The sequence below is a fragment of the Vibrio sp. Vb0598 genome, from assembly GCF_033338935.1.
GTDB classification, from domain to species: Bacteria; Pseudomonadota; Gammaproteobacteria; order Enterobacterales; family Vibrionaceae; genus Vibrio; species Vibrio alginolyticus.
Genome location: NZ_JAWOTP010000005.1, coordinates 25563 through 47254 on the forward strand (window position 1 = coordinate 25563; position 21692 = coordinate 47254).

The 21692-nt window shown below is 45.0% G+C and carries 18 protein-coding genes; 4 read left to right on the forward strand and 14 right to left on the reverse strand.

What is annotated here, in order from left to right; all coding sequences use genetic code 11:
• Window position 1: 1 nt before the first annotated feature.
• The 3 genes from R7Q38_RS07100 to cls all read right to left on the reverse strand — a co-directional run bounded on the left by R7Q38_RS07100 (window position 2) and on the right by cls (window position 4026).
• The gene (locus tag R7Q38_RS07100) at window positions 2-907 is read right to left on the reverse strand and encodes an esterase/lipase family protein (protein ID WP_017820863.1); all 906 of its coding nucleotides are present in this window, start codon (window positions 905-907) and stop codon (window positions 2-4) included.
• A gap of 248 nt (window positions 908-1155) precedes the next feature.
• Entirely contained in the window at window positions 1156-2361 is a 1206-nt protein-coding gene (locus R7Q38_RS07105; RefSeq protein WP_213963954.1) for a cystathionine beta-lyase, read from the reverse strand.
• A 210-nt stretch (window positions 2362-2571) separates the two neighbouring features.
• Complete coding sequence (gene cls / locus R7Q38_RS07110) at window positions 2572-4026, reverse strand: cardiolipin synthase (protein WP_005378105.1); 1455 nt, start codon at window positions 4024-4026, stop codon at window positions 2572-2574.
• A gap of 430 nt (window positions 4027-4456) precedes the next feature.
• Between cls and R7Q38_RS07115 the strand changes: the two genes are divergently transcribed.
• From R7Q38_RS07115 to R7Q38_RS07125, 3 genes are all read left to right on the forward strand, one after another.
• Window positions 4457-5827 carry a sodium-dependent transporter gene (locus R7Q38_RS07115; RefSeq protein ID WP_318114183.1) on the forward strand — a complete coding sequence of 457 codons (1371 nt, stop codon included), beginning with the start codon at window positions 4457-4459 and terminating at the stop codon, window positions 5825-5827.
• An 82-nt stretch (window positions 5828-5909) separates the two neighbouring features.
• Window positions 5910-6602, forward strand: coding sequence for a TIGR01621 family pseudouridine synthase (locus tag R7Q38_RS07120; RefSeq protein ID WP_033905107.1), 693 nt, complete (start codon window positions 5910-5912; stop codon window positions 6600-6602).
• Window positions 6603-6633: 31 nt separating this feature from the next.
• Window positions 6634-7575 carry a class I SAM-dependent methyltransferase gene (locus R7Q38_RS07125; RefSeq protein WP_213905295.1) on the forward strand — a complete coding sequence of 314 codons (942 nt, stop codon included), beginning with the start codon at window positions 6634-6636 and terminating at the stop codon, window positions 7573-7575.
• A gap of 213 nt (window positions 7576-7788) precedes the next feature.
• Here the strand turns inward: R7Q38_RS07125 and R7Q38_RS07130 are convergent, their stop codons facing one another.
• From R7Q38_RS07130 to R7Q38_RS07170, 9 genes are all read right to left on the reverse strand, one after another.
• Window positions 7789-8844, reverse strand: a complete 1056-nt coding sequence (locus tag R7Q38_RS07130; protein WP_239938344.1) for a hybrid-cluster NAD(P)-dependent oxidoreductase — start codon at window positions 8842-8844, stop codon at window positions 7789-7791.
• Window positions 8845-8925: 81 nt separating this feature from the next.
• Window positions 8926-10587 (reverse strand): hydroxylamine reductase, encoded by a 1662-nt coding sequence (gene hcp, locus R7Q38_RS07135; RefSeq protein ID WP_239931973.1) that lies wholly within the window; start codon window positions 10585-10587, stop codon window positions 8926-8928.
• Window positions 10588-10761: 174 nt separating this feature from the next.
• Window positions 10762-12291 (reverse strand): nitric oxide reductase transcriptional regulator NorR, encoded by a 1530-nt coding sequence (norR, locus tag R7Q38_RS07140; RefSeq protein ID WP_053349518.1) that lies wholly within the window; start codon window positions 12289-12291, stop codon window positions 10762-10764.
• Window positions 12292-12493: 202 nt separating this feature from the next.
• Window positions 12494-12973 carry a glycine zipper 2TM domain-containing protein gene (locus R7Q38_RS07145; RefSeq protein WP_005386695.1) on the reverse strand — a complete coding sequence of 160 codons (480 nt, stop codon included), beginning with the start codon at window positions 12971-12973 and terminating at the stop codon, window positions 12494-12496.
• A 123-nt stretch (window positions 12974-13096) separates the two neighbouring features.
• Window positions 13097-13708, reverse strand: a complete 612-nt coding sequence (locus tag R7Q38_RS07150) for a CDP-alcohol phosphatidyltransferase family protein (RefSeq protein ID WP_005386693.1) — start codon at window positions 13706-13708, stop codon at window positions 13097-13099.
• A complete protein-coding gene (locus tag R7Q38_RS07155) occupies window positions 13701-14348 on the reverse strand; it encodes an ATP-binding cassette domain-containing protein (protein WP_149191908.1) in 648 nt (215 codons plus the stop codon). The genes R7Q38_RS07150 and R7Q38_RS07155 overlap by 8 nt, the downstream gene beginning before the upstream one ends.
• Window positions 14314-16023, reverse strand: a complete 1710-nt coding sequence (locus R7Q38_RS07160; protein ID WP_239938345.1) for an ABC transporter permease — start codon at window positions 16021-16023, stop codon at window positions 14314-14316. Before R7Q38_RS07160 ends, R7Q38_RS07155 begins: the two co-directional genes overlap by 35 nt.
• 9 nt (window positions 16024-16032) lie before the next feature.
• The gene (locus R7Q38_RS07165; RefSeq protein WP_213871578.1) at window positions 16033-17193 is read right to left on the reverse strand and encodes an ABC transporter substrate-binding protein; all 1161 of its coding nucleotides are present in this window, start codon (window positions 17191-17193) and stop codon (window positions 16033-16035) included.
• A gap of 435 nt (window positions 17194-17628) precedes the next feature.
• Window positions 17629-18075, reverse strand: a complete 447-nt coding sequence (locus R7Q38_RS07170; RefSeq protein ID WP_017634889.1) for an META domain-containing protein — start codon at window positions 18073-18075, stop codon at window positions 17629-17631.
• Window positions 18076-18259: 184 nt separating this feature from the next.
• On the opposite strand from R7Q38_RS07170, the gene R7Q38_RS07175 reads away from it, so the two are divergent.
• Complete coding sequence (locus R7Q38_RS07175; protein ID WP_005378062.1) at window positions 18260-18508, forward strand: DUF1289 domain-containing protein; 249 nt, start codon at window positions 18260-18262, stop codon at window positions 18506-18508.
• Between the two features lie 135 nt (window positions 18509-18643).
• Here the strand turns inward: R7Q38_RS07175 and R7Q38_RS07180 are convergent, their stop codons facing one another.
• Both R7Q38_RS07180 and ushA read right to left on the reverse strand, forming a co-directional pair.
• Window positions 18644-18865 (reverse strand): hypothetical protein, encoded by a 222-nt coding sequence (locus R7Q38_RS07180; RefSeq protein WP_005386686.1) that lies wholly within the window; start codon window positions 18863-18865, stop codon window positions 18644-18646.
• A 415-nt stretch (window positions 18866-19280) separates the two neighbouring features.
• A complete protein-coding gene (gene ushA, locus R7Q38_RS07185; RefSeq protein ID WP_239938346.1) occupies window positions 19281-20969 on the reverse strand; it encodes a bifunctional UDP-sugar hydrolase/5'-nucleotidase UshA in 1689 nt (562 codons plus the stop codon).
• Window positions 20970-21692: the final 723 nt, after the last annotated feature.

Genomic DNA, 21692 nt, shown 5'->3' on the forward strand with positions numbered 1-21692 from the left:
CTTATAAACCTTGAAGTTTGAGACGATTTGCATGTTGGCGATAAAGCGTGACTGGATCGGTTTCAAAAAGATGATGAATACCGAGTAGACCGTTAATTTCATCCAAATGGTTCATTTGATAATCATCACGTATGACTTTGCCTAAATGTGTGCTGCACGCACCAACTAAGCCATCATTCGGCCCATCAAAGGCTAAGCCAAGTACCATCATGGCAGCGTCAGTCGGATCGAAAACGTTTGTAAAAGTGGATGATCCGGTCCATGAGTAGTAATAAACGCCATTTGAAGCTAGCAAGTCGCCATTACCACATTCACTGGTAGGGACTCCCTCCGGGTAGTGTTGGTTAAACGCTAATGATCCTTCCGTGGTTAATGCTGCTAGTGAGGCTAAAGGGTCTTGGTCGAGATCAGAACCACCTGATAGAAGATTAATAAGAGTAGTTAAGCCTTGCGCCAGTTTTACCGCGAGCTGCTCACTACCCGAACCCTCAGATACGGTGCCACGAACTAAATCTGCCACTTTAGACCCTTTATTAACGCCTCCTATACTCGTAACTGATGCGACTAGGTCAGGACGGACAGAGGCAACATAGCGCGTTGTTGGACCACCATGACTGTGACCAATGAGATTGACTTTCTCTGCGCCTGTTGCTGCAAGTAAGGTTTCTACTTGAGCAAGCAGTTGCTCCCCTCGAACTTCGCTGCTATTTGTCGCGGATACCTGTGCAACATAAACCGTAGCGCCATCTTTTGTTAAGGAATGTGGTATTCCGAAAAAGTAATCAACGCCTGCCAGGGTATCAAAACCAAACAAACCGTGAACCAGAACAATCGGATACTTGGTTTGGGTATAACCTGTTGCAGCGTATACGGAGGTTATTGGGACGGTAACTAAGGTAAAAAGCATTAGCGCTATAAATTTGAGTTTCAAAACTATCTCCTTGTGGTATGACCTCTTATGAATGATAAAAAGTAGGAGAGAAACTCTAAATTTGAAAAGCCTACTTGTGGCACATTATTTCATTCTGTGACGGCTCAATTGAAAAACAACACAAATGATTAACATTAATTAATGGTTCGGGTGAATGTTAGTTAATTCTAATTAAGTCAGGGGCTTATAAAAACGCCCCGCAATGCAGGGCGATTCAATCATTGTTATAGGGAGGCTTCTTTTTCAAGCATTAAGGCATTATAACGCGCAAAACCAGCCTCTAAATCGGCGATCAAGTCATTTACGTCTTCTAAGCCAATATGAATACGAACCAAAGTACCTTCAAAGTGTGGGTGAGCTACGGTTCTTAGGCTGTTAAAACTCTTAGGTTCGTTAGCTAGAATGAGGCTTTCATAACCGCCCCAAGAGTAACCCATACTGAAGTGTTTCATACCATCAAGCAGAGCCGTCGTCGCTTTTGGATAAGACGTTTTGAGAACAAATGAAAACAAGCCGTTTCCACCTGTGAAGTCTCGTTTGAAAAACTCATGGCCAGGATTTGTTTCTAAAGCGGGATGGCGGACATGATCAACTTCTGGGCGAGAAGCGAGCCACTGAGCGACTTTTAAACTGCTTTCTGCGTGCTGTCTTAGGCGAACATCCAACGTGCGAATACCTCGAAGACCTAGGTATGCGTCGTCAGGAGAAACGCACTGACCCATCAGGTAGCTTTGTTCACGAAGCTGATCCCAATACTTTTCAGAAGCCACAGCAGTACCTAGCATGACATCTGAATGTCCAACGATATACTTAGTTGCCGCTTGAATGGAAATGTCTACGCCATGCTCGAAAGGAGAGAAGTTCACGCCAGCTCCCCATGTATTGTCTAGCATCACGATGATATCTTGCTCATGGGCAATGCGTGCTAATGTAGGTACATCTTGGACTTCCATGGTTATTGAACCAGGAGACTCCAAGAAAAGGACTTTGGTATTCGGCTGAATCAAGTCTCGGATACCTTCACCGATCATTGGGTCATAATAGGTGGTTTCGATGCCCATTTTCTTCATGATGGTGTTACAAAAGTCACGAGTTGGTTCGTAACAAGTGTCCACCATTAGAATGTGATCGCCAGTTTCAACGAAAGAGAGGATGGCATTTGAAATTGCTGCCGTTCCACAAGGGTAAAGCGCGCAACCAGCTCCACCTTCAATCTCAACCATTGCGTCTTGGAAAGCAAAGTGCGTGTTGGTGCCTCGGCGACCATAAAACAATGTTTTGTTTGCACGATTAATGGTGGCTTGGTTCTTTTCTGCAACGGTATTGAATACCACGGTTGAAGCGCGTTGAACGGGTGGGTTTACAACACCATTTGTCCACTTTTTATCGCGGCCAGCGGTAATGAGTTTGGTTTTTTTTCCCTCTGACATAAAAGTTCCCTGTCTTAAATATTGCGGTTTTGAATATTTAAAACATGGACGACGTAGGTTATGCAAGGGAAAAGTCAACTATCAGCCAATAACAGCCAAGATGAACAGGTAATGATGTCGAGAGGTATCGTGTAGATAGGGAGCTAAAAGAACAAACCTCCAGCAGGATGCATGTAGCGCTGGAGGTTTTTAGTCGGTGTATTTGAGGTATTAGAGGAGTGGATTGAAGAGATAGAACACTCGCTCTAAGAACCGAGAAAATAGGCTCCTTTTCTCCCATTCTTCCAATACAACAGTGTGAGATTGCTTAATATAGCTATCTTGTAACCAAGACATTTGCTTGGTGAACTCTTCGTCATCAACAGCGAGGGTCACTTCGAAGTTCAGCCACAAGCTGCGCATATCCATGTTTACGGTGCCAACTAAACAGAATTGGTCGTCAATTACGACAGATTTTGTATGCAGCAAACCACCATAAAACTCATAAATCTTGACCCCTGCACTCAAGAGCTCACTATAAAAAGCGCGTGACGCCCATTGCACCATCATAGAGTCATTTTTATGGGGAATAATGAGTTCAACGTCAATGCCTCGTTGTGCTGTCATCTTTAACGTTTCGAGTAAATCAGCATTGGGCACGAAATATGGCGTTGTGATTCGCACTGAGCGATTGGCTTGGTTTATTGCCAATGTTAATACTTGATAGATCAGATATTCCGGCATACCTGGGCCAGAAGGCACAACCTGAATAGGGTGTTGGAATTCACTCTCATCGATTTTACATTCAGGTAGTCTCGGTAAATGGCGTTCGCCAGTTTCGACTTCCCAATCCCAACAGTGGATGGCACTCAATACGTTTACCGTTGGTCCTGTAATACGAACCATGATATCCACCCAATGCCCAACGCCACTATTTTGCTTGAAGTAAGCCGGGTCAACCAAGTTCATTGAACCTGTATAAGCAATTTCATCATCAATTACGATGATCTTGCGATGCTGGCGAAGATCAAGACGACGTAAGAAAATACGCCACATCTTCACTTCTAGCGCTTGAATAACTTCAATTCCAGCATCCTGCATCATTCGATACCAAGGACTTCTGAAAAAACGTGGACTACCTGCTGAATCGAGCAATAGCTTGACATCTACGCCGCGTTTAGCCGCTTGAATAAGCGCAGAAGCGACAGAGTCAGCCAAACCACCTGGATGCCAAATGTAGAATACCATTCGAATACTGCTCTGCGCGTTTTCGATGTCTTCAATAATGGAATGCAAAATCTCATTAGGTGACTGTTGCAGCGACAATGTATTACCGCTCAATGCGGGAAGACCAAGGCGGTTGTTACAAAGTTCATCAATTCGGTAGATGTGCCTTCCCATCGTTTCTGGGTTGTGCGCGTTACAGTCGTTAAGCTGACTGAACCACTTCTCGAATGGTGTAAACATCTCTTTCGCACGTTCGGCTCGCTTTCTGCCTAAGTTCAGTTCACCGAAGAGGAAATAACATGCGACACCCAGAACGGGAAGGATATAAATGATCATTAGCCAAGCTAAAGACACGCTCACTGCACGGCGCTTTAAAACGACACGAATGGTCACACCTGCGACCAGTAACCAATATAGCCCGATGCCAGCTAAAGTAAGAAAGTGATAAAACTTGTCCATATACGCTCAGAGTAATATGCCCTTCTAGGATATTAAGCATAAAAGTGGGTTGGGGGAATAGATTTCCCATTTAGACGTGGGATTGACCTTATATGAGGAACGAATTTCATAACAGCTGATTCTGTTATTTTAATGTGAAAAATAAGGCCATTCTTTAACTTTTGAACAAAAAAGCAGCATTTAACCTGCGTAACTCGACACTTGTGCGATAAATGTACTTTTTTGGGGTTCCAATTTTAAAGGGGAGCTGCTTTACTTTCTAGACATAGTGCGTCGAACGCTTATTTTATAAGTGTACAATAATTTTTACATAAACTTTTTAGACGCCTATCTCTATGCATACACAACAAACTAATTTTGGAGAAAAAGCGTGGCTACAACTAATACAGCAGCACCACGTGATACGTGGGGGTCTAAACTAGGCTTCGTAATGGCAGCAGCGGGTTCCGCTGTCGGTTTAGGCAATATATGGAAATTCCCTTACACAGCAGGTGAGAGTGGCGGTGGTGCATTCGTTGCTATCTATCTTATCTTTGTAATTTTTATCGGCTTTAGCGTGATGCTGACAGAGTTCGCTATTGGTCGTAAGACAGGTCTTTCTGCCGTAGGTGCATTCAAGACAACTGACCGACGCTGGACGTTCACTGGCGTTATGGGAGTCTTCAGTGGTCTTTTGATCATGGGCTTCTACCCAGTGGTTGGTGGTTGGGCATTGGCCTACATCTTTAAAGTGGGCGGTGGTCTACTCAGCGCGCCAGAAGCAATTGGCGACAGCTTTGGCGGTTTCATCTCAGATCCGATTCAACCTTTGATGTGGATGGGTGTTTACCTGTTCCTTAATGTCATGATCGTGATGAAAGGGATTTCGGGTGGTATTGAGAAAGCCGGTAAGGTTCTGATGCCGCTTCTGTTCTTAATCCTAATCGTTGTTTCTGTTAAAGGCTTGATGCTGCCAGGTGCAATGGCTGGCCTTGAGTTCTTATTCATGCCGGACTTTTCTAAAGTCGACAGCAACGTAGTTCTTGCTGCACTAGGGCAGGCGTTCTTCTCACTTAGCTTAGGTATGGGTTGTATGATGACGTACGGTTCTTACCTGAAGAAGAAAGAGAACCTAGTTCAAACAACCGGTATGGTTACTGCGATGGATACAGGTGTCGCGATTCTTGCTGGTGTTGCTATGTTCCCAGCAATGTTTGCCTTTGGCATGGAGCCTGCAGCAGGCCCTGGTCTTGTATTCGTTGTCGTTCCTCAGCTATTTGCTGAAATGGGCGGTGTGATTGGGTTGCTATTCGCGTTGCTATTTTTCATCGGTTTGACGGTGGCGGCATTAACTTCTTCAGTATCACTATTGGAAGTTGTCGTGTCTTACCTAATCGACGAGAAAGGCATGAAGCGCTCTAACGCAGTTCTGTCTGCAAGCGCAGTTATGGCGGCATTATGTATTTTTGCGTCACTATCGTTAGGTGGAATGGGACCAACGCTGTTTGGTACCGGTGCCTTTGATATCTTCGACTTGCTAACGGACAAAATCTTCCTAGCGGTTGGTGGTATGTTGGTTTGTATCTTTGCTGGATGGCGCCTAAGCCATGCTGAGCTAGAAAAAGAGATCACTAATGACGGCGAAGTATCCTTCCCGCTATTTGGATTGTGGTACAACCTAGTTAAATACCTGATTCCTGTTGCGATTGCTATTGTTGCCTTCATGGGGATTAAGTCTGGCTTTGACAGTGGCAAAGGTGAAATCATGCTGCTGGGTATCGCAATCATTGGTCTTGCTGGCATTTTCTCGAAGAAGCTTTAGCAAAGACCTTGGGGGCAAGCCTCGATAGCTTTGTCCGATAACTTATGTATACTGCTGGCTCCAAACGTGGAGCCAGTTTTTTATGTTCGATATTCTACATACCCATCCCGATTTTCTGATCATCAATAAGCATCCTAACGTCTCTGTTCATAAAGACGATGGCGACACAATGCTGCTGCAAGAAGTGGCTAAGCAGAGTGGTGATGAGCATCTCTATCTTATCCATCGCTTGGATAAAATGACATCGGGTATTCTGCTCCTCGGACGCAACGCCAAAGCGGGCAGTGCGTTATCGCAAGCTTTTGCTGACCGCCAAGTGGAAAAGTTCTATCTGGCGATTGGCTCTAAAAAGCCGAAAAAGAAACAAGGTTTGGTCGTTGGTGATATGGAGCGTTCGCGCCGTTCATCATGGAAGCTGGTCAACAGCAAAAATAACCCAGCCGTCACCCAGTTTTTCTCTCTTGCGGCAGAGCCCGGAGAGCGTTTATTTTTATGTAAGCCGCACACTGGTAAAACGCATCAAATCCGCGTGGCATTAAAATCGGTTGGCTCAGGTATTGTTGGCGACCCGATTTACAATGCAGGCAATGAGGCTGATCGCGGTTATCTGCATGCATTTTCACTTTGCTTCCAATACCGAGATGAGCAATATCGCTTTGTTTGCGATCCACGAGAATACAAAGTGCTTGGTAACAAATGGCACAGTGAAATCGTCTCTCAGGGTTTGGATACTTGGCTTTCCCCCTGGGAACTGAACTGGCCTACGATCAAATAACCGTCACAAAGAAAACTAATAAGAGAACTCGATGCAAGCATCACAACTTTCGCTGTTTTTTCAGCATCTAGAAACCGAGCTCGCGCAAGCTCCGAATGAAATTCGTCGACTGTTTCACGGTCGTGGTCGTCGTTTTGAAGGTCTAGAGCAAATCACCTGTGACTGGTTACAAGGTCAGTTGATCATCAACTTGTTTAAAGAAGTCGACGACGCGTTTCTCGCTGAGCTGAAAAGCGGCCTCAATGCGTTGGCACAATCGCAGTTGTGGGCAGACAAGCAAGGTCGCACTATGGTTCTTCAGCACCGTTATGCCGATGGTGCGCCTTCAGAAGTGCTTGTCGGTGAATTAGACGCTCGCCCTGTCGTTGAAGAAAGCGGTTTGAAATACCAATTGGATATTGGCCGCAACCAAAACTTTGGTCTGTTTTTGGACATGCGCTACGGTCGTGATTGGGTACGCGAAAATGCGAAGCATAAGAACGTGCTTAACTTGTTTGCTTACACCTGTGGCTTTTCTGTCGCTGCCATTGCGGGTGGAGCAGATAAAGTGGTTAACGTCGACATGGCGAAAGCATCGCTGTCTAAAGGTCGTGAGAACCACAAGCTAAATGGTCATAACATCAACCAGGTAAGCTTTATGGGGCACGATATCTTTAAATCGTGGGGTAAGATTAAAAAATCTGGTCAGTATGATTTGATCATTATCGATCCGCCTTCATTCCAGAAAGGCAGCTTTGCGCTGACTAAAGACTACAAAAAGATTCTACGTCGATTGCCGGATTTGTTGGCAGAAGGCGGTCAAGTGATGGCATGTGTGAACTCACCATCTGTGACAAGCGACTTCTTGATTGAAAGCATGAAAGAAGAAGCGCCAGAGTTGACATTCCGTGAGCGTCTGGATAACCCACCAGAGTTTATGGACGTAGACAGCGAAGCAGCATTGAAAGTGTTGCTGTTTAGCGAGAAGCAATGACGACGAAACGAAAGTTGTACCTATCTATAATACCAACCGTTTGAGTAAGGCTGGCATCTCCGCGATACCCCGTCAATCTGAATAGCGAGACGCGAGTGTGATTCAGAGTCTATTATCAGAGTGAGTTATTCCTAACACGCTGATATTAGATTCCTGACCTCGCCTAGGCTCGTCGGAATGACGGGAAACAATAAAAGATCGATACCAGCAGCATTAACCAATCTGCACTTCAAGATCCGCTTCGATGGTTGATGAGCAGGCGAGCACATAGCCTTGTTCAATTTCTTCTGGCGTTAATGTTTCTAGGCTGGTGGAAGAGATGCTGCCTTGACGAACCTTGCATTTGCACGAGCCACAAATGCCGCTACGACAAGCGACGATTAATGGTAAACCTGCGCCTTCAAGCACATCGGCCAGTACCTGACCTTTTTGCGCATCGATGGTTTGAGCAAAGTCAGGAACAGAAACACGAACAACTTCATCGGAGACCGATGTTTCTGCGCCAGTCGCTGGCGTAAAACTCTCTTGGTAGAAGTTCGTCATGTCAAAACCAAGGTCATTCAAATAGCCGTGAACATCTTGCATAAACTGGCTTGGACCACACAGGTAAACGGTGCGCTGTTTGAAATCAGGAACAAGCTCTTTAAGCCAGTCGGCATTCAAACGACCTTGTGGATGCGATGTTCCTTCGCGGTTTTTCAGCAACAGCTTTAAATGGAAGTTGGGATACACAGCGTCGAGCGTTTCTAGCTGATCGTAATAAATCGTCTCTTCTGGGCTGCGTGCGATATGAAGAAATGCGATGTCCACATCGTTGTCGTTTTCATCTTGATTACTCAGCCAGTGTTTTGCCATCGAAAATACGGGCGTGACGCCGCAACCTGCACTGATAAGCAAGGCTTTTTTTTCGCCATCACGTAACACGGGTGGATGGTCGATGCAGTTAAATTCGCCTGCTGGTGGTAATGCTTGAACGGTATCACCTAGCAGCAGCGAGTCAACGATGTAGTTCGATACTTTACCGCCAGATACTCGTTTGATGGTGAGTTGAAGGTGATCGTCTTCATTGATCGAGCTGATTGAATAGGCGCGAAACTCCATTTTTCCATCAATTTCCACGCCTAAGTTAATAAACTGGCCAGGCTTAAACTGAAACAGAAGTGATTCGGTTAGTTCGGCCAATTTGATGCTGACGGTGTCGTGTGTTTCGAAGTATTTGTCGATGCAACGGAGTGCGACGGGTTGGTTACCTTGCCATTCAAAAAACATAACAATCTCTTTGGTTGTGGCTATTTTTGGTTCGAAATAGATAGCGCCTCCGCGTAAGGAGGCGCGTAACAAGCAGGTTTATTAGGCTGCTAGGATGGCTTTTAGATCATCCTGAACATTGCCAATACTGCGCATATCGAACTTCTCTTGGATGATGGCGATTAGGTTTGGCGTTAGGAATGCTGGTGCAGTAGGGCCTGTGTAAATGCCTTTCACGCCCAATGCAAATAGCGTTAGCAAGATAACGATCGCTTTTTGCTCGAACCAAGAAAGCACAAGCGTGAGTGGCAGTTCATTGATGTCACAGTCAAACTCTTTCGCCAGTGCAAGTGCAAGCTGGATTGCAGAGTAAGCATCGTTACATTGGCCCACATCCAATAGGCGAGGGATGCCGTTGATATCTCCGAACGTATTCTTGTTGAAGCGGAACTTACCACACGCCAAGGTCAGGATGAGCGTGTCTTCTGGCGCTTCAGCCGTAAAATCGGTGTAGTAGCTGCGTTCCGCTTTATCACCATCACAACCGCCGACTAGGAAGAAGTGTTTGATGTTGCCTTGCTTCACTTGGTCGATAACCGCAGGGGCGGCGTTCATCAGTGCATTGCGACCAAAACCAACCGTGATGTGGTGTTCGATTTCATCGTGTTGGAAACCGTCTTGCGCCAGAGCACATTCGATCACTTGGCTGAAATCATCGCCTTCGATATGTGCAACACCAGGCCAGCCAACAATGCTACGGGTGAATAGACGGTCTGCGTATTGACCCACATTTGGATTCAACAAGCAGTTTGACGTCATTACGATTGCACCAGGGAAGTTGGCGAATTCTTTCTGTTGGTTTTGCCATGCGCTGCCGTAGTTACCGACAAGATGAGGGTATTTCTTCAGCTCAGGGTAGCCGTGTGCAGGCAGCATTTCACCATTGGTGTAAACGTTAATGCCTTTACCTTCGGTCTGTTGCAGGATTTTTTCTAGGTCATGCAAATCATGGCCAGAAACAAGAATACATTTACCTTTTACTGGCTTGACGTTCACCGTGGTTGGTTCTGGATGGCCGAAGGTCATTGTTTCACCTTGGTCGAGCATTTCCATCACTTTGTAGTTCATCAGGCCGATGCGCATTGAGCAATCAAGTAGTTCGCCGAGATCTTCAGGGTCTGTGCCCAACCACGCCATGATTTCATGGTATTCGGCATAGATATCGTTGTTGGTTTGCTCAAGAACACGTGCGTGCTCCATGTACGCGGCTGCACCTTTAAGGCCGTATAGGCAAAGTAGGCGCAGGCCAATCACATCTTCATGTACTTGGTCTTTACCACGGTTAACGGCAACTTGAGGAGCAAAAGCTAAGATCGCTTCTGCGCTATTTGGTAGCTCAAAGTGAGCAACAGCAGGAATGTCAGCAACTTCGGTATCAGCAAGCGTTGCTGCCGATATCACTTGCTCTTTTAGCAATGCTTTGTACGTTGCTGCTTGAGAAGTTAGCTCTAGGACACGTTCAGGGTCAAAGTTTACGTTCGTCAATGTAGAGAAAAATGCTTTTGGTGCCCATTGGTTGATTTCATCGTTAATGATGTTGAATTCAAGTGCTTTTGATGCCCAAAAAGAAACCCCTTGCAGTGTGTAAACCAACACGTCTTGTAGGTCTGATACTTCAGAAGTTTTGCCACACATGCCTTGTGCAAAAGAACAACCTTTAACAGCAGGGGTTTGAATTGTCTGTTCACATTGAATACAGAACATATTGGGTTCTCCAGTGATTGTTTTAATAGTCGTGATGTTGACCACTAGAGAGCAGAATGTGTGCCAATTATTATCTTTTTGATTTGTATTGAATTTTATCAGATTTAGGAGAGTGGTTGATGTAATTAAGACAACGTAGCTGATGTCTTAATTACATCGGCTTCTTGTGGTTGGTTATTTATTGATCCCGAGCTTTTTACCCATCCGATATAAGTTCCCGCGATCCATTTGTAAAAACTCCGCTGCTTTTGCCCAAACGCCACCGGTTTGGCTCAAAGCATGTTCAATTAAATCACGCTGATAACTTTCTATTAGCTCTCGCATTGGCTGGCTTTCTTTAGGCAGATAATGTGATGTGTTTTTTACATCATCGAGAGCCAGTGAGGTGTCAAAATGGTTAAGCATGATCGTGCTTGCACCTTGTTGAATAGCGTGTAAAGCCGCGCGAGTTAAAGTGTGTTCGAGCTCGCGTACGTTTCCGTACCAAGGTAAAGACTCCAGTTGAGTCAACACTTTAGGGTGAACGTGCAGATTGGGCGCATTAAATTGTTGGCGTACCTTTTCTAACAGATATCCGGCTAAAACGGGAATATCACCGTCACGGGCACGAAGTGGGGGAACTTGGATTGGGAATACGTTTAAACGGTGGAAAAGGTCTGCTCGAAACGTGCCAGCTTCGACCTCTTTTTCTAATTGTCGATTGGTCGCGGCGATGATGCGCACATTGACCATCAAATGCTGATCGCTACCCACACGTTGCAGCTCGCCTTGCTGAATTACGCGCAGCAATTTTGCTTGCAAAATCATAGGCAGTTCGCCCACTTCATCAAGGAAAATCGTTCCACCGTCTGCCAGTTCAAACTTACCGGCACGGTGGCTATTAGCACCTGTAAATGCGCCTTTGACATGGCCAAACAGTTCACTCTCAGCCAGACCTTCAGGCAGGGCCGCACAGTTGACGTAAATCATCGGCTTATCGCTACGATGAGATTGCGCGTGTACCGAGTGCGCGACCAGTTCTTTACCAGTACCGGTCTCTCCTGTGATAAGTACTGCGTAATCTGATTGAGCAACAGTCGCAATGTTGTTTCGCAACTGGTTGATCTGTGGACTCAAACCCACCATTTCTCCATGTTGAGAACGGGCTTGCTGGATAAGGGTTTGAGTGACGCTTTTTTGCTTCTGGTTTTGCGCTTTGAGCGCTTTTAACTGAGCAATGTTACGCAATGTCGCAGCGGTCAAAGCCGCAAAGGTTTCGATAGCGACAGGATCGATGCCATCAAACGCGCCCACCGTTAGTGCATCCATCGTTAGTGCGCCAACAAGTTGGCCTTCGACATACAAGCTAAAGCCCATGCAATCGTGAACATCAATACATTGGTCTTCAGTTAATAGTGTGCCGTCGAAAGGATCCGGCAGTGAACAATCGGCATCGAAACGCACCGGTTCACGGCTATGAATAATGGCATCTAAGCGAGGGTGCGCCTTGGGGAAATAGCGACGACCTAAGACCGAGCTGGATAAGCCTTTTACCGCGACAGGAGTTAGAAAACCATCCTCATCGAAGATAAACAGGCAGCTCGCATCACATGGGAATACTTGCGCGACCCCATCAATGAGATTTTGATATTGCTGCTCGTGAGAGCGATTTGAGCTGAGGTTTAGCGCGATATTAAGGAGTACGTGGTCAACAGTCGGAGTCATAACAAGCCCAAAGTTATCTGGAATGGGCTCATGCTAGCAACTTGATGTCATTTGAACATCGAAAGGTGTGGGAGATTGATGTTCCATTGACGACGATCAAGTTTGATACGAAAAGAAACGCGCAAGTTAACAAGCCAGTGATGTAAGCTTGCGCGGGTTAGGTGTTTGAATTAAAGCAGGCCAAAGGTTTGGTTCGTCCGAATTAACGAGGAACGACTCTAGCGTCATTACCAGAAACATTGATTTGGACCGCTTGGCCTGGTTGGAAAATCATGTTTGGATTTGCTTCTTGAACAATAGAGATAATCTTTCCGTCCTCTAAACGAATGGTCAGATTCACGCCATTTCTTTTCGCGGTTGCTTCAGCCGCTTTGCTGCCTGCATAGCCACCCAATAGACCACCACCAATGGCAGCGATATCCGAGCCAGAACCGCCCCCAACTTTTGAGCCTAAGATCCCGCCCACGGCAGCACCAGCGATGGTGCCAATGGCATTGGATTGGGTAGAGGCATCAATGGTTACGGGTTCTACTTTTTCTACTGTGCCGTAGTAAACCTGCTGAACTTTGCGAGTGTCGGATGAGCCGTATGCATCTCCGTACGGGTTAGGTGAGCTACAGCCGCCAAGCACGAGCGCACAAGTAATGGTGAGCAACATGCCTAAATTGATCTGTTTTTTCATATAGCCTCCGAATGGTTTCTTCATTCAAAGAGTATATACCCCAATTTAACCTGCGTTTTGGTGCTTTATAAAACAGTGGCTTAGCGGCCTGTCCCTTAAGGAAACGCGATTGTCTAAGCAGTATTAATGATCGTTAAGCGTATGAAACCCTGAATAAATACGTGTAAAAGTAGTAAACCAGCATGCCGCGCCAAAGATATACGCGATGACGGCAAAGTGTTGCGGTAGCAAACAAAATAAAACCAAGCAGCCAATGGTTTCTGTACCTTCGGTTAAGCCGCTCATGTAGTAAAGCGATTTGTTTTTATATACCGGATTATCGATGCCTTGTTTTCCTGCCATGATGGCAAAAGCCAAAAAGCTACTACCAGTGCCGATGAAGGAAAAAATCAAAAATGCGCCTGCAACGGCATTGTGTTCTGGGTTGGCAAGCACAAAGCCAAAAGGAATCAACGAATAGAACAAAAAATCTAAGCTGATATCAAGAAAACCACCCGCATCGGTAATGCCTTGAATCCTCGCCAGTGCACCGTCTAACCCATCACAGATTCTGTTCAGCAAAATAAACAGCAACGCCAACAAGTACTGTTCGGCGATCAAAGCAGGCAGGGCAAAACAGCCAAGCACAAAACCAAATACTGTCGTCTGATTTGCGGTGATGCCACATTTATCGATATATGTCGCACTGAGTGCCAGCGGTTTGCGGATGAGCTTTATACTCAGGCTATCAAGCATGACTTGTCTCCCACGGCCAGTTTAGGCAGCGGCTGCCATCAGGGATATCATCTTCATCGTGCGTTACCATCAAAGTAGGAATGTTCGCTTGCTGCAATTGTTCGACCACCCAATTGCGAAATTGTACACGCAGGTCTTTATCCAACTTGCTATAGGGCTCATCAAGTAGCGCAACTTTCGGCTTTGCTAGCAGCATACGAGTCAATGAAATACGGGCGCGTTGCCCTCCCGAAATTTGGTCAGGAAAGGACTCTGCTAGTTTGGTCAATGAAATGTTCTTCAGCGCTTGCATAGCGTGAGCTTTACGCTCTTCACCTTTGATTGAGTTTGGTAGCGCGAAGGCAAGGTTCTCCCACACCGTTAAATGAGGGAAGAGCAAATCTTCTTGGAATAGAATACCGACCTGACGCTTATGGGCAGGGAGGGCATCCAACTTTTCGTTATCAAGCGTAATGGATCCAGAGTAGTTGAACTCGGCGGATAGGTGCCCGGCAATGGCATCCAACAAAGTGGATTTACCACAACCACTTGGTCCCATCAGAGTAACAATTTCACCTTTCTCTACGGTCATGTTGAACGCTGAAAAAAGCGCGTCACCATTGGTTTTACGGATGGCGAGGTTTTCGAGACAAAGACTCATTCAGTAGTAAACCTTTTATAGACAAGCGGCGATACTTCCTGTGCAAGTGGCTAAGCAGTATCGCAAAAGAGAAGAACAAGAATGGCAGCAGAGCTTGCCAAATAGCGTAAATAGCGGTGACACGTCGGTCAAAACCACTGGATAGTGCAACGGCTTCGGTTGTGATGGTGCTAATGCGCCCAGCCCCTAGCACCAATGTCGGTAGGTATTGCGCCAGACTTACGCTAATACCGATAGCCCATGCGAATGCAATCGCAGGCAGGAGGATTGGTAGTTTCACTTTTAACCAAGCTTGCATCGGTGATTTACCCAAGCTGAGAGCGACACGAGTTAACCCATTGTCGAAGCTGCGCCACGGACCGTCTAGCGAGAGGTAAATAAATGGGAACGCAAAGAATACATGCGCCCAGCATACCCAAAAGAAATACGCGTTACTGTTTAAGTACAGTGTTACCACTTGCATACCGAATAGCACGGATAGCTGAGGAATCAGCATCGGGATGGCGATGATGTAACCGGGCACCTGCCAGCGATAACGGAGACGATACTCATGTGCTATTAAAGCAAGAACTAGCGCGACAGTCGCGCTGATCAGGGCGATTGACATACTTTGTTCTAGAGTCCCTAGAATACTGTGCCATTCGTATTCCCAAAAACGCAGGCTGTAACGGCTTGGGAGCAAATCTGGAAAGCGCCAACGTTGGGCAAAGCTCCACAGCACCATGAGTGGAATCATTAGAAGTGCAAGTAGAGCAATCAGTGAAAATAGGGTTTTACCGGGTAAACGAAACCCGTTTCGACCAGAGTACTGCCAGCGTTTGAAGCCTTTGGTAATACACCATTCCATTAAGCGTGCAAATCCAATCAAAACGCTAGCGATCGCAAACAGTATTACTGCGCCAGCGGCAGCTCTTGGTAGGAGCGATAAATCTGGATCGTTAAACCATTGCCATACCAAAACCGCGAACGTCGGTGGGTTGGTAGGGCCAATAATCAGGGCGACATCGACAACGGACAAACTGTAAGCCAATACCGCCAGCATTGGGAAACGAAGTTTTGCTAACCATTGCGGAAATACGCATTTCCACCACGTTTGCGCGGAACTGTAGCCCATCGAGTGACTGACTTTTTCAACCTTATCGACTTTCAATTGCTGAAGGATCGGAATACTCATCAACAATAAAAACGGCACTTCTTTAATCGCAAGCATGATGACCAAACCGAGTGCATGTGGGTCTTTAATCAGCAATGCTAAGTCATTCACCGTTTGTGCATTCTGGTCGTAACCAAACAGTTGGTTGAGAACACGAACGCCCATACCAGTTGGGGCAAACAAGAACGCAAAGCCAATTGCAAACGCGACGTGCGGCATAGCGAGAAGTGGGGAAAGGCTAACTTCAATTTTTCGCCAAAACTTGCTGCCCCAAGACGCCTGTAGAATGGCAAACGTGATGAAGCAAGCCAAGTAGCTACTGAAAATGGCGGAGTAGAAAGTAAGCCCGATGGATGTCCAAACACCTTCCCAATCAAAGACGGCATTGAAGCCATCAAAAGAAAAGTGGTGTAGACCGATAGGAGGTACATAACCGAGCGCAGAAACCGCCACTCCAAGTAGTCCCGGAATGGTAGGCAAAATACAAACTGCGATAATGACTAAATACAGCGCTCTTAACATGGATTCTTACTAATTCCCGTAGCGTTTCAACCATTCTTTTTCCAACGCAGCTTGCCAACTTGGATGTAGCTCAGCGATAGATTTGAATTGTTGAGTGTTTTTGGCCGAACCAGTTAGGTATTGGTTGCTTAGTACCGAAGGGTCGCCCCAGATGTTTAGGTTACCTTTGCGAGACTGTGCTTCAGGGCTCAATAAAAAGTTTATCGCAACTTGTGCACCAGCACTGGCATTTGCGTTCCAAGGAATCGCTAAAAAGTGGATATTTGAGAGTGCTCCTGCGTCCATTGCGTACGCTTTGGTGCTCTCTGCAAGATTACCGCTCGACTGCGCAGAGAAAACCGCGTTCGGGTTAAAGGTAATCGCCAGGTCAGTCTGACCATCATCTAGTAGCTGAAGGGTTTCTGCTGTACCGCCTGGAAACTGCTTACCACCGCGCCAAGCGACTTTATGGAACTCATCTAGATAAGACCACAGCGGTTGAGTGACTTGCTCAAACGTGTCATCGGTAACTGGTTGTTGCAGCTCAGGGGCGTTGTTAGACAGTTCAATGAGTAATGCTTTGATAAAGCTTGTGCCATGAAACTCTGGTGGTCGAGGGTAAGTCAGGCGATTCGGGAACGCTTTTGCATAGCTCAGCATTTCTGCGAATGATTTTGGAGGGTTATGGAGGGTTTGCTCGTCATGGATAAACACTAATTGTCCTACTCCCCAAGGTGCTTCTAGACCTTCTGTTGGCTCGGAGAAGTCCACATCAATTGGTAGAGATTTATCCACATATTGCCAGCTTGGCAAACCTTCGACAAAAGGACCAAATAGCAATTGGTTATCCTTCATTGATTTGAAGTTTTCGCCATTGATCCAAACCATATCAACACTGCCACCGCTGTTTTTGCCTGCCGCTTTTTCTGCGATAAGTCGAGTAGTGGTCTCAGAAATATCAGTTACTTTAACGTGGTTTAGCGTCACGTTATAACGTGATTTTAGCTCTCTACTCGCCCACTGTATGTAGCGATTAATTTCTTGGCTTCCGCCCCAAGCATGAAAGTAGACGGATTGCCCGTCGGCTTGTTGTTCGATTTTTTGCCATTCGCTATTCACTGATGAATCGGCAAAAGAAGGTGTCGCAAAAGTCGTGGCTAAAATGCCAATGCTGCTGAGTAGCTTTTTCATATCTATTCCGTGTTATGTCTTTTGGTGCTTGCTTTCGTTTCTATTGACGTTTTCGCAAGTCGTTCCGCTCTGTTACAAGGATAGTAATTCATCTCTCTCTATTATCAATGCCAATCCCAAACGGAATCACTCATTGATTCAAAGAATTACTCTCAATGTGAAGCAAAACGAAGAAAGGACAAATTTGGTGTCATTTTAGGAGCAGACCGTTTGTTTGAGGATATTCTTTCAAGTAATTGAAAATTATTGTCCCCAGAGATATGAATAGGTTGTTTTACAGAGCAAAATTGATGTTTAAAGCATGGAATTGAGGGCGAAAAGAGAAAGAAAGTTGGCCATTTAAATGACTTTGGCATGCATGACTAACGATTCATCGATATAAAAAAAGCAGCCGTTTGGCTGCTTTAAGATACTATCTGGTTTACTTAGTTGGGATTAGTTTACCCAGTCACGTAGTGTAAACGTCAATTCGTGATCGGCACTTTTCAGTACAAGACCATCTGTAGTTAGCGTGATATCGCTCCAGTTAGATAGTGTTTGTGTCATTGCGTTTTCGATCTTCATTTGATCTTCCATACACATCTTCATGGTCATGCCCATTTTTTCGATGCGTAGTTGGTTGTTTTTCAGCTCGGCTTGACCGAAGAAGTTGTTACAACCTGCGTTGCCGTTTGCGGTTAGATTTTCACCGATTTCTAGGCGAGCCGCTTTTTGGTGTTCGTCTAGAACGATATTTTTGCCATCAACTTGAACAAGTTCCCAGTTGTGGTGCTGCAAATCTTGAGCCGTTATTTCTTTCACATTATCACCGTTGCTAGCACAAGCAGTCATAAGAACAGGGAGAGAGATTGCTGTAACTAACGTTTTTAGGCTAAGCTTCATTTTATAGACTCCGTTTTTATAAACGCGGTAAGTATAAGTAATAAAACACTGTTTTTGTCAGCATAAGGTTATGGTTTCGTATGTTTTTGACATAACGAAGTATATAGCAGGTTTTGTTGCTGACTAATCTTATCATTATTTAAACTAGGCCAATACGCCCTAATATGGAAAGAGCGGTTTTAGTATGGAGCAACTGGAGTTTTTTACTGTCCCAAGCCCTTGTGTTGGAGTATGTACCTCCGATGAAAAAGGGTATTGCAAGGGGTGTATGAGAAAGAGAGAGGAAAGGTTTAATTGGCTTAACTTAACCCCCGCTCAGCAGTTGCACGTTATTAAGTTGTGTCGTCAAAGGTACAGAAGAAAGATGTTGGCAGGGAAGACGAAGCCAGAACAGCTTCAAGATGAGTCATCGCCTCAACAAGACTTATTCTAGAACTCTTGTTCAGTCTGTGGGGTTACGCCTTCGCTTTCGGTTCTGATTAGGCTTTTACATATTCCCGGTCCGGCAAGGTGTCCTTTAAGAACCGGGAATCTCCTATCCATTTTCCCTATAAAGCGGTAATTGGCGTTATTTCATCGACCAACGGTCGCTAACCCAGCCTCCCGCTTGTTCGTCGAAGTGATTTCCTGAAAATCGATGATTGAATTCAACATCTAATTTACTTGTTGGGCGTTCATCCATGAGTTGATGAATGTATCTCGCCATAGGATCCGTACAAGCTTCACGCTCTCTACGGGTAACTACTTCTTTGATCATTTGGAGTCTGTAGCTATTGCTGGCTCGTTTCATTTTTGACCTCCAGAACTCGATGGCAGCAGTTTGAACACATTGACGTCCAGATCGCTGCTCATTAGTGTGCGCGTGGAGGCACATCACCATCGTTTGAAGTCCAAAGACAAATTGTTTGAGAGCAGTGTTTGTAACGCCATTCACATCTTTCTCAGAATCATTGACTATGCGATTAAAAATGTTTCGCGAAATTTAGCCGATGAACCTGCATATTTAAAAGACCTTATCAAACATAGAAGCCCAACACAGGGGCGTCAATAACACAAATGAACAATTTTTGAACATATTGTGAAGGTGGAGAGTTTTCAGTAATTTATCGAAAATAAAAAACCGAAGCACAAAGCTTCGGTTTTGAGGAAAGCCCTGACGAAATTGCTTGTAAAAGCTCTTAGTGCCAGGGGGAAGGTGTTGAGTATTAGCTACCAGATGCAGGACAGCCTTTTACTGGTTGGCCATTACTGAAGTACTTGATGTTCTCTAAGTTCTTGTTGTAGTTATCCGCAGAGATTTGTGGGTTGTTTACGAAGAACTCGCGCAAAACGTATGCATCGGTTAGCTGTGTAGATTGAACATCGATGATTGGATAGTTATCGCCACCAGCAGCACTGAAGCTGATTACAGAGAATGTGTACGTTGCGTCTAGATCGAAGCCTTTATTGTTAACATCGGTAATGGTTACTGAGCCAGCATCACAATTTACATCTAAAGTGATGTTATCTAGTTGAGCGTAAGCACCAGAGCCTGCAGATTTCGTCGCAACCACATCTAAGTATTCTTTAACTTCTTTACCTGTCATAGTTGCTTTAGTCACGAAGTTACCAAATGGCTGAACCGTTAGTACGTCACGGTAAGTGATATCACCATCTTGGATTGAATCACGCACGCCGCCAGAGTTCATCACACCAAAGTCAGCATTTACCGTTTTGTAAGTACGGTATGCCTCGCCGAGTAGGTGACCTAGGTTAGTTTGTTGAGAGCGAACTACGTTACGATCACCTTCTAACTTACCCGTCGTATTAGAAATCTTCTCATCTAATAACTCTTGACCTTGTTGTTGGTATGGCAGTAGTAACGCTTTTACCGTTGCATCTTGTTGAATTCGTTCACCGATAACTTCATCGTTTTCGTCTAGAAGGTTTACAGGAATCAGTGCGTAATTCGCTAAGTGAAGCTTGCCGTCGTAGTATTCGAAGTCTGCACGACCCACATATTTACCCCACTCATGCGCTTGCATAATCCAAGTGCCTTTTTGTTGGTCTGGGGCACAATCATCCCCAGGTTTGAAATCAGCATACTCATTGGTACCTGGTTCCATACATACAGGGTTTTGTGAGTGACCACCGATGATAGCGTTTAGCTGTCCTTCTTCAAGAGAGCGAGCGAGTGTAACGTCACCTGGTGCTTCACTACCGTTTTTGCCATCTTCGTAGTGACCCATGTGCGTCGTTGCAAATACTAGGTCTACCTTTTCGTTCTCTTCGATTTCCTTCAGTACCTTTTTGATTTCTACTTGAGGGTCTTCGAAGTGGATGTTTGATACGTTGTCTGGATTGACTAGCTTCGCAGTGTCTTGCGTTGTTAGACCAATAACAGCGATCTTAAGGCCGTTGATAGTAAATACTTTGTAAGGGTCGAAGTAACGCTCGTTTGTATCTTTTTTATAGATATTCGCAGCCAGCATAGGGAAGTCAGCTAGCTCGGCCTGCATATCGAGAATATCTAGTGAGTTATCAAATTCGTGGTTACCGACAGCCATTGCATCGTAACCAAGTAGGTTCATCCCTACGAAGTCTGGAACCGCATCTTGCATGTCTGATTCTGGTACACCAGTATTAATATCACCGCCAGATAGCAGAATGGTTTCACCGCCTTTTGCTTCGACTTCTGCGCGGATAGATTCGATTAAAGTGTGACGCGCAGCCATGCCGTATTCGCCGTCGCTGTTATGCCAAAAGCGACCATGGTTATCGTTAGTGTGGAGAACGGTGAACTTAGTACAAGAATCTGCAGTCTCGCAGGTTACTGGAGAATTGTCGCTGTCTGAGCCGCATCCTGCTAGCGCAGCGCCCACTGCCACTACCAAAAGAGATTTGGAAAACTTCATAAGGGATCCTTTCTTTGTGATTTTGTTATTGTTACGGCGTGAAATATACGGAATTAATGTGAAACTTTAGTGATCTATCTCTTATTTATACTTCTATCGGAGAAATGAATTAATAAGCCTGCAAACTACGTCTATAAATAAACAGAATTGGTATTTAGTATTTATTTTGTATCGCTAGCTCTATTTTTTGTGAGGTAGTTAATTGAATGTGTGTTGTTTGTGTGAATCAATGCGCATTTTTGCGAAGTATTACGCTGATTGTGGTGATTATTTTGCCAAGTTTATGTTTTTCCTAATAGGTATGACACAAATCGTTATAAATTTTCGCTCTAATGATGAGGGGCTCGGTTTGTATGCATAATGAACAGCACAGAGCTTAAACTCATTTGATCATGGCTTTATTCTGCCAAACTCTATCAAAAATTGTATTTATCTCTTTACTATAATTGCGATCGTTTAGAAACCTTATGCTTTAGGCATCGTTTATTTATCCTCATCCGATACCTTATCGTGCTTATTCCGCATTGGACACTCGAGTGTTTAAACAAATAGATTCAACCTAATGAGTCAAAATGAAAAGTAAATAATGGATCGTTCTTCTTCGAATATTATGATGTGAACTATCATTTAATTAATGAAAATGAAATGGATTAATGTAAAGCGTTGCGACTGTAGCCGTTATCTTTGAGCTTTGGTTTAAAGGGTAGGGTTAAAAGAATTTGT

Bases quoted from the DNA above. Each gene is read 5' to 3' on its own strand.
- ushA (WP_239938346.1), bottom strand. From the start codon at position 20,969: ATGAAGTTTTCCAAATCTCTTTTGGTAGTGGCAGTGGGCGCTGCGCTA.
- R7Q38_RS07120 (WP_033905107.1), top strand. From the start codon at position 5,910: ATGTTCGATATTCTACATACCCATCCCGATTTTCTGATCATCAATAAG.
- R7Q38_RS07130 (WP_239938344.1), bottom strand. From the start codon at position 8,844: ATGTTTTTTGAATGGCAAGGTAACCAACCCGTCGCACTCCGTTGCATC.
- norR (WP_053349518.1), bottom strand. From the start codon at position 12,291: ATGACTCCGACTGTTGACCACGTACTCCTTAATATCGCGCTAAACCTC.
- R7Q38_RS07145 (WP_005386695.1), bottom strand. From the start codon at position 12,973: ATGAAAAAACAGATCAATTTAGGCATGTTGCTCACCATTACTTGTGCG.
- R7Q38_RS07175 (WP_005378062.1), top strand. From the start codon at position 18,260: ATGGAGCAACTGGAGTTTTTTACTGTCCCAAGCCCTTGTGTTGGAGTA.
- R7Q38_RS07160 (WP_239938345.1), bottom strand. From the start codon at position 16,023: ATGTTAAGAGCGCTGTATTTAGTCATTATCGCAGTTTGTATTTTGCCT.
- cls (WP_005378105.1), bottom strand. From the start codon at position 4,026: ATGGACAAGTTTTATCACTTTCTTACTTTAGCTGGCATCGGGCTATAT.
- R7Q38_RS07150 (WP_005386693.1), bottom strand. From the start codon at position 13,708: ATGCTTGATAGCCTGAGTATAAAGCTCATCCGCAAACCGCTGGCACTC.
- R7Q38_RS07180 (WP_005386686.1), bottom strand. From the start codon at position 18,865: ATGAAACGAGCCAGCAATAGCTACAGACTCCAAATGATCAAAGAAGTA.
- R7Q38_RS07100 (WP_017820863.1), bottom strand. From the start codon at position 907: ATGCTTTTTACCTTAGTTACCGTCCCAATAACCTCCGTATACGCTGCA.
- R7Q38_RS07105 (WP_213963954.1), bottom strand. From the start codon at position 2,361: ATGTCAGAGGGAAAAAAAACCAAACTCATTACCGCTGGCCGCGATAAA.
- R7Q38_RS07125 (WP_213905295.1), top strand. From the start codon at position 6,634: ATGCAAGCATCACAACTTTCGCTGTTTTTTCAGCATCTAGAAACCGAG.
- R7Q38_RS07115 (WP_318114183.1), top strand. From the start codon at position 4,457: ATGGCAGCAGCGGGTTCCGCTGTCGGTTTAGGCAATATATGGAAATTC.
- R7Q38_RS07155 (WP_149191908.1), bottom strand. From the start codon at position 14,348: ATGAGTCTTTGTCTCGAAAACCTCGCCATCCGTAAAACCAATGGTGAC.
- R7Q38_RS07165 (WP_213871578.1), bottom strand. From the start codon at position 17,193: ATGAAAAAGCTACTCAGCAGCATTGGCATTTTAGCCACGACTTTTGCG.
- hcp (WP_239931973.1), bottom strand. From the start codon at position 10,587: ATGTTCTGTATTCAATGTGAACAGACAATTCAAACCCCTGCTGTTAAA.
- R7Q38_RS07170 (WP_017634889.1), bottom strand. From the start codon at position 18,075: ATGAAGCTTAGCCTAAAAACGTTAGTTACAGCAATCTCTCTCCCTGTT.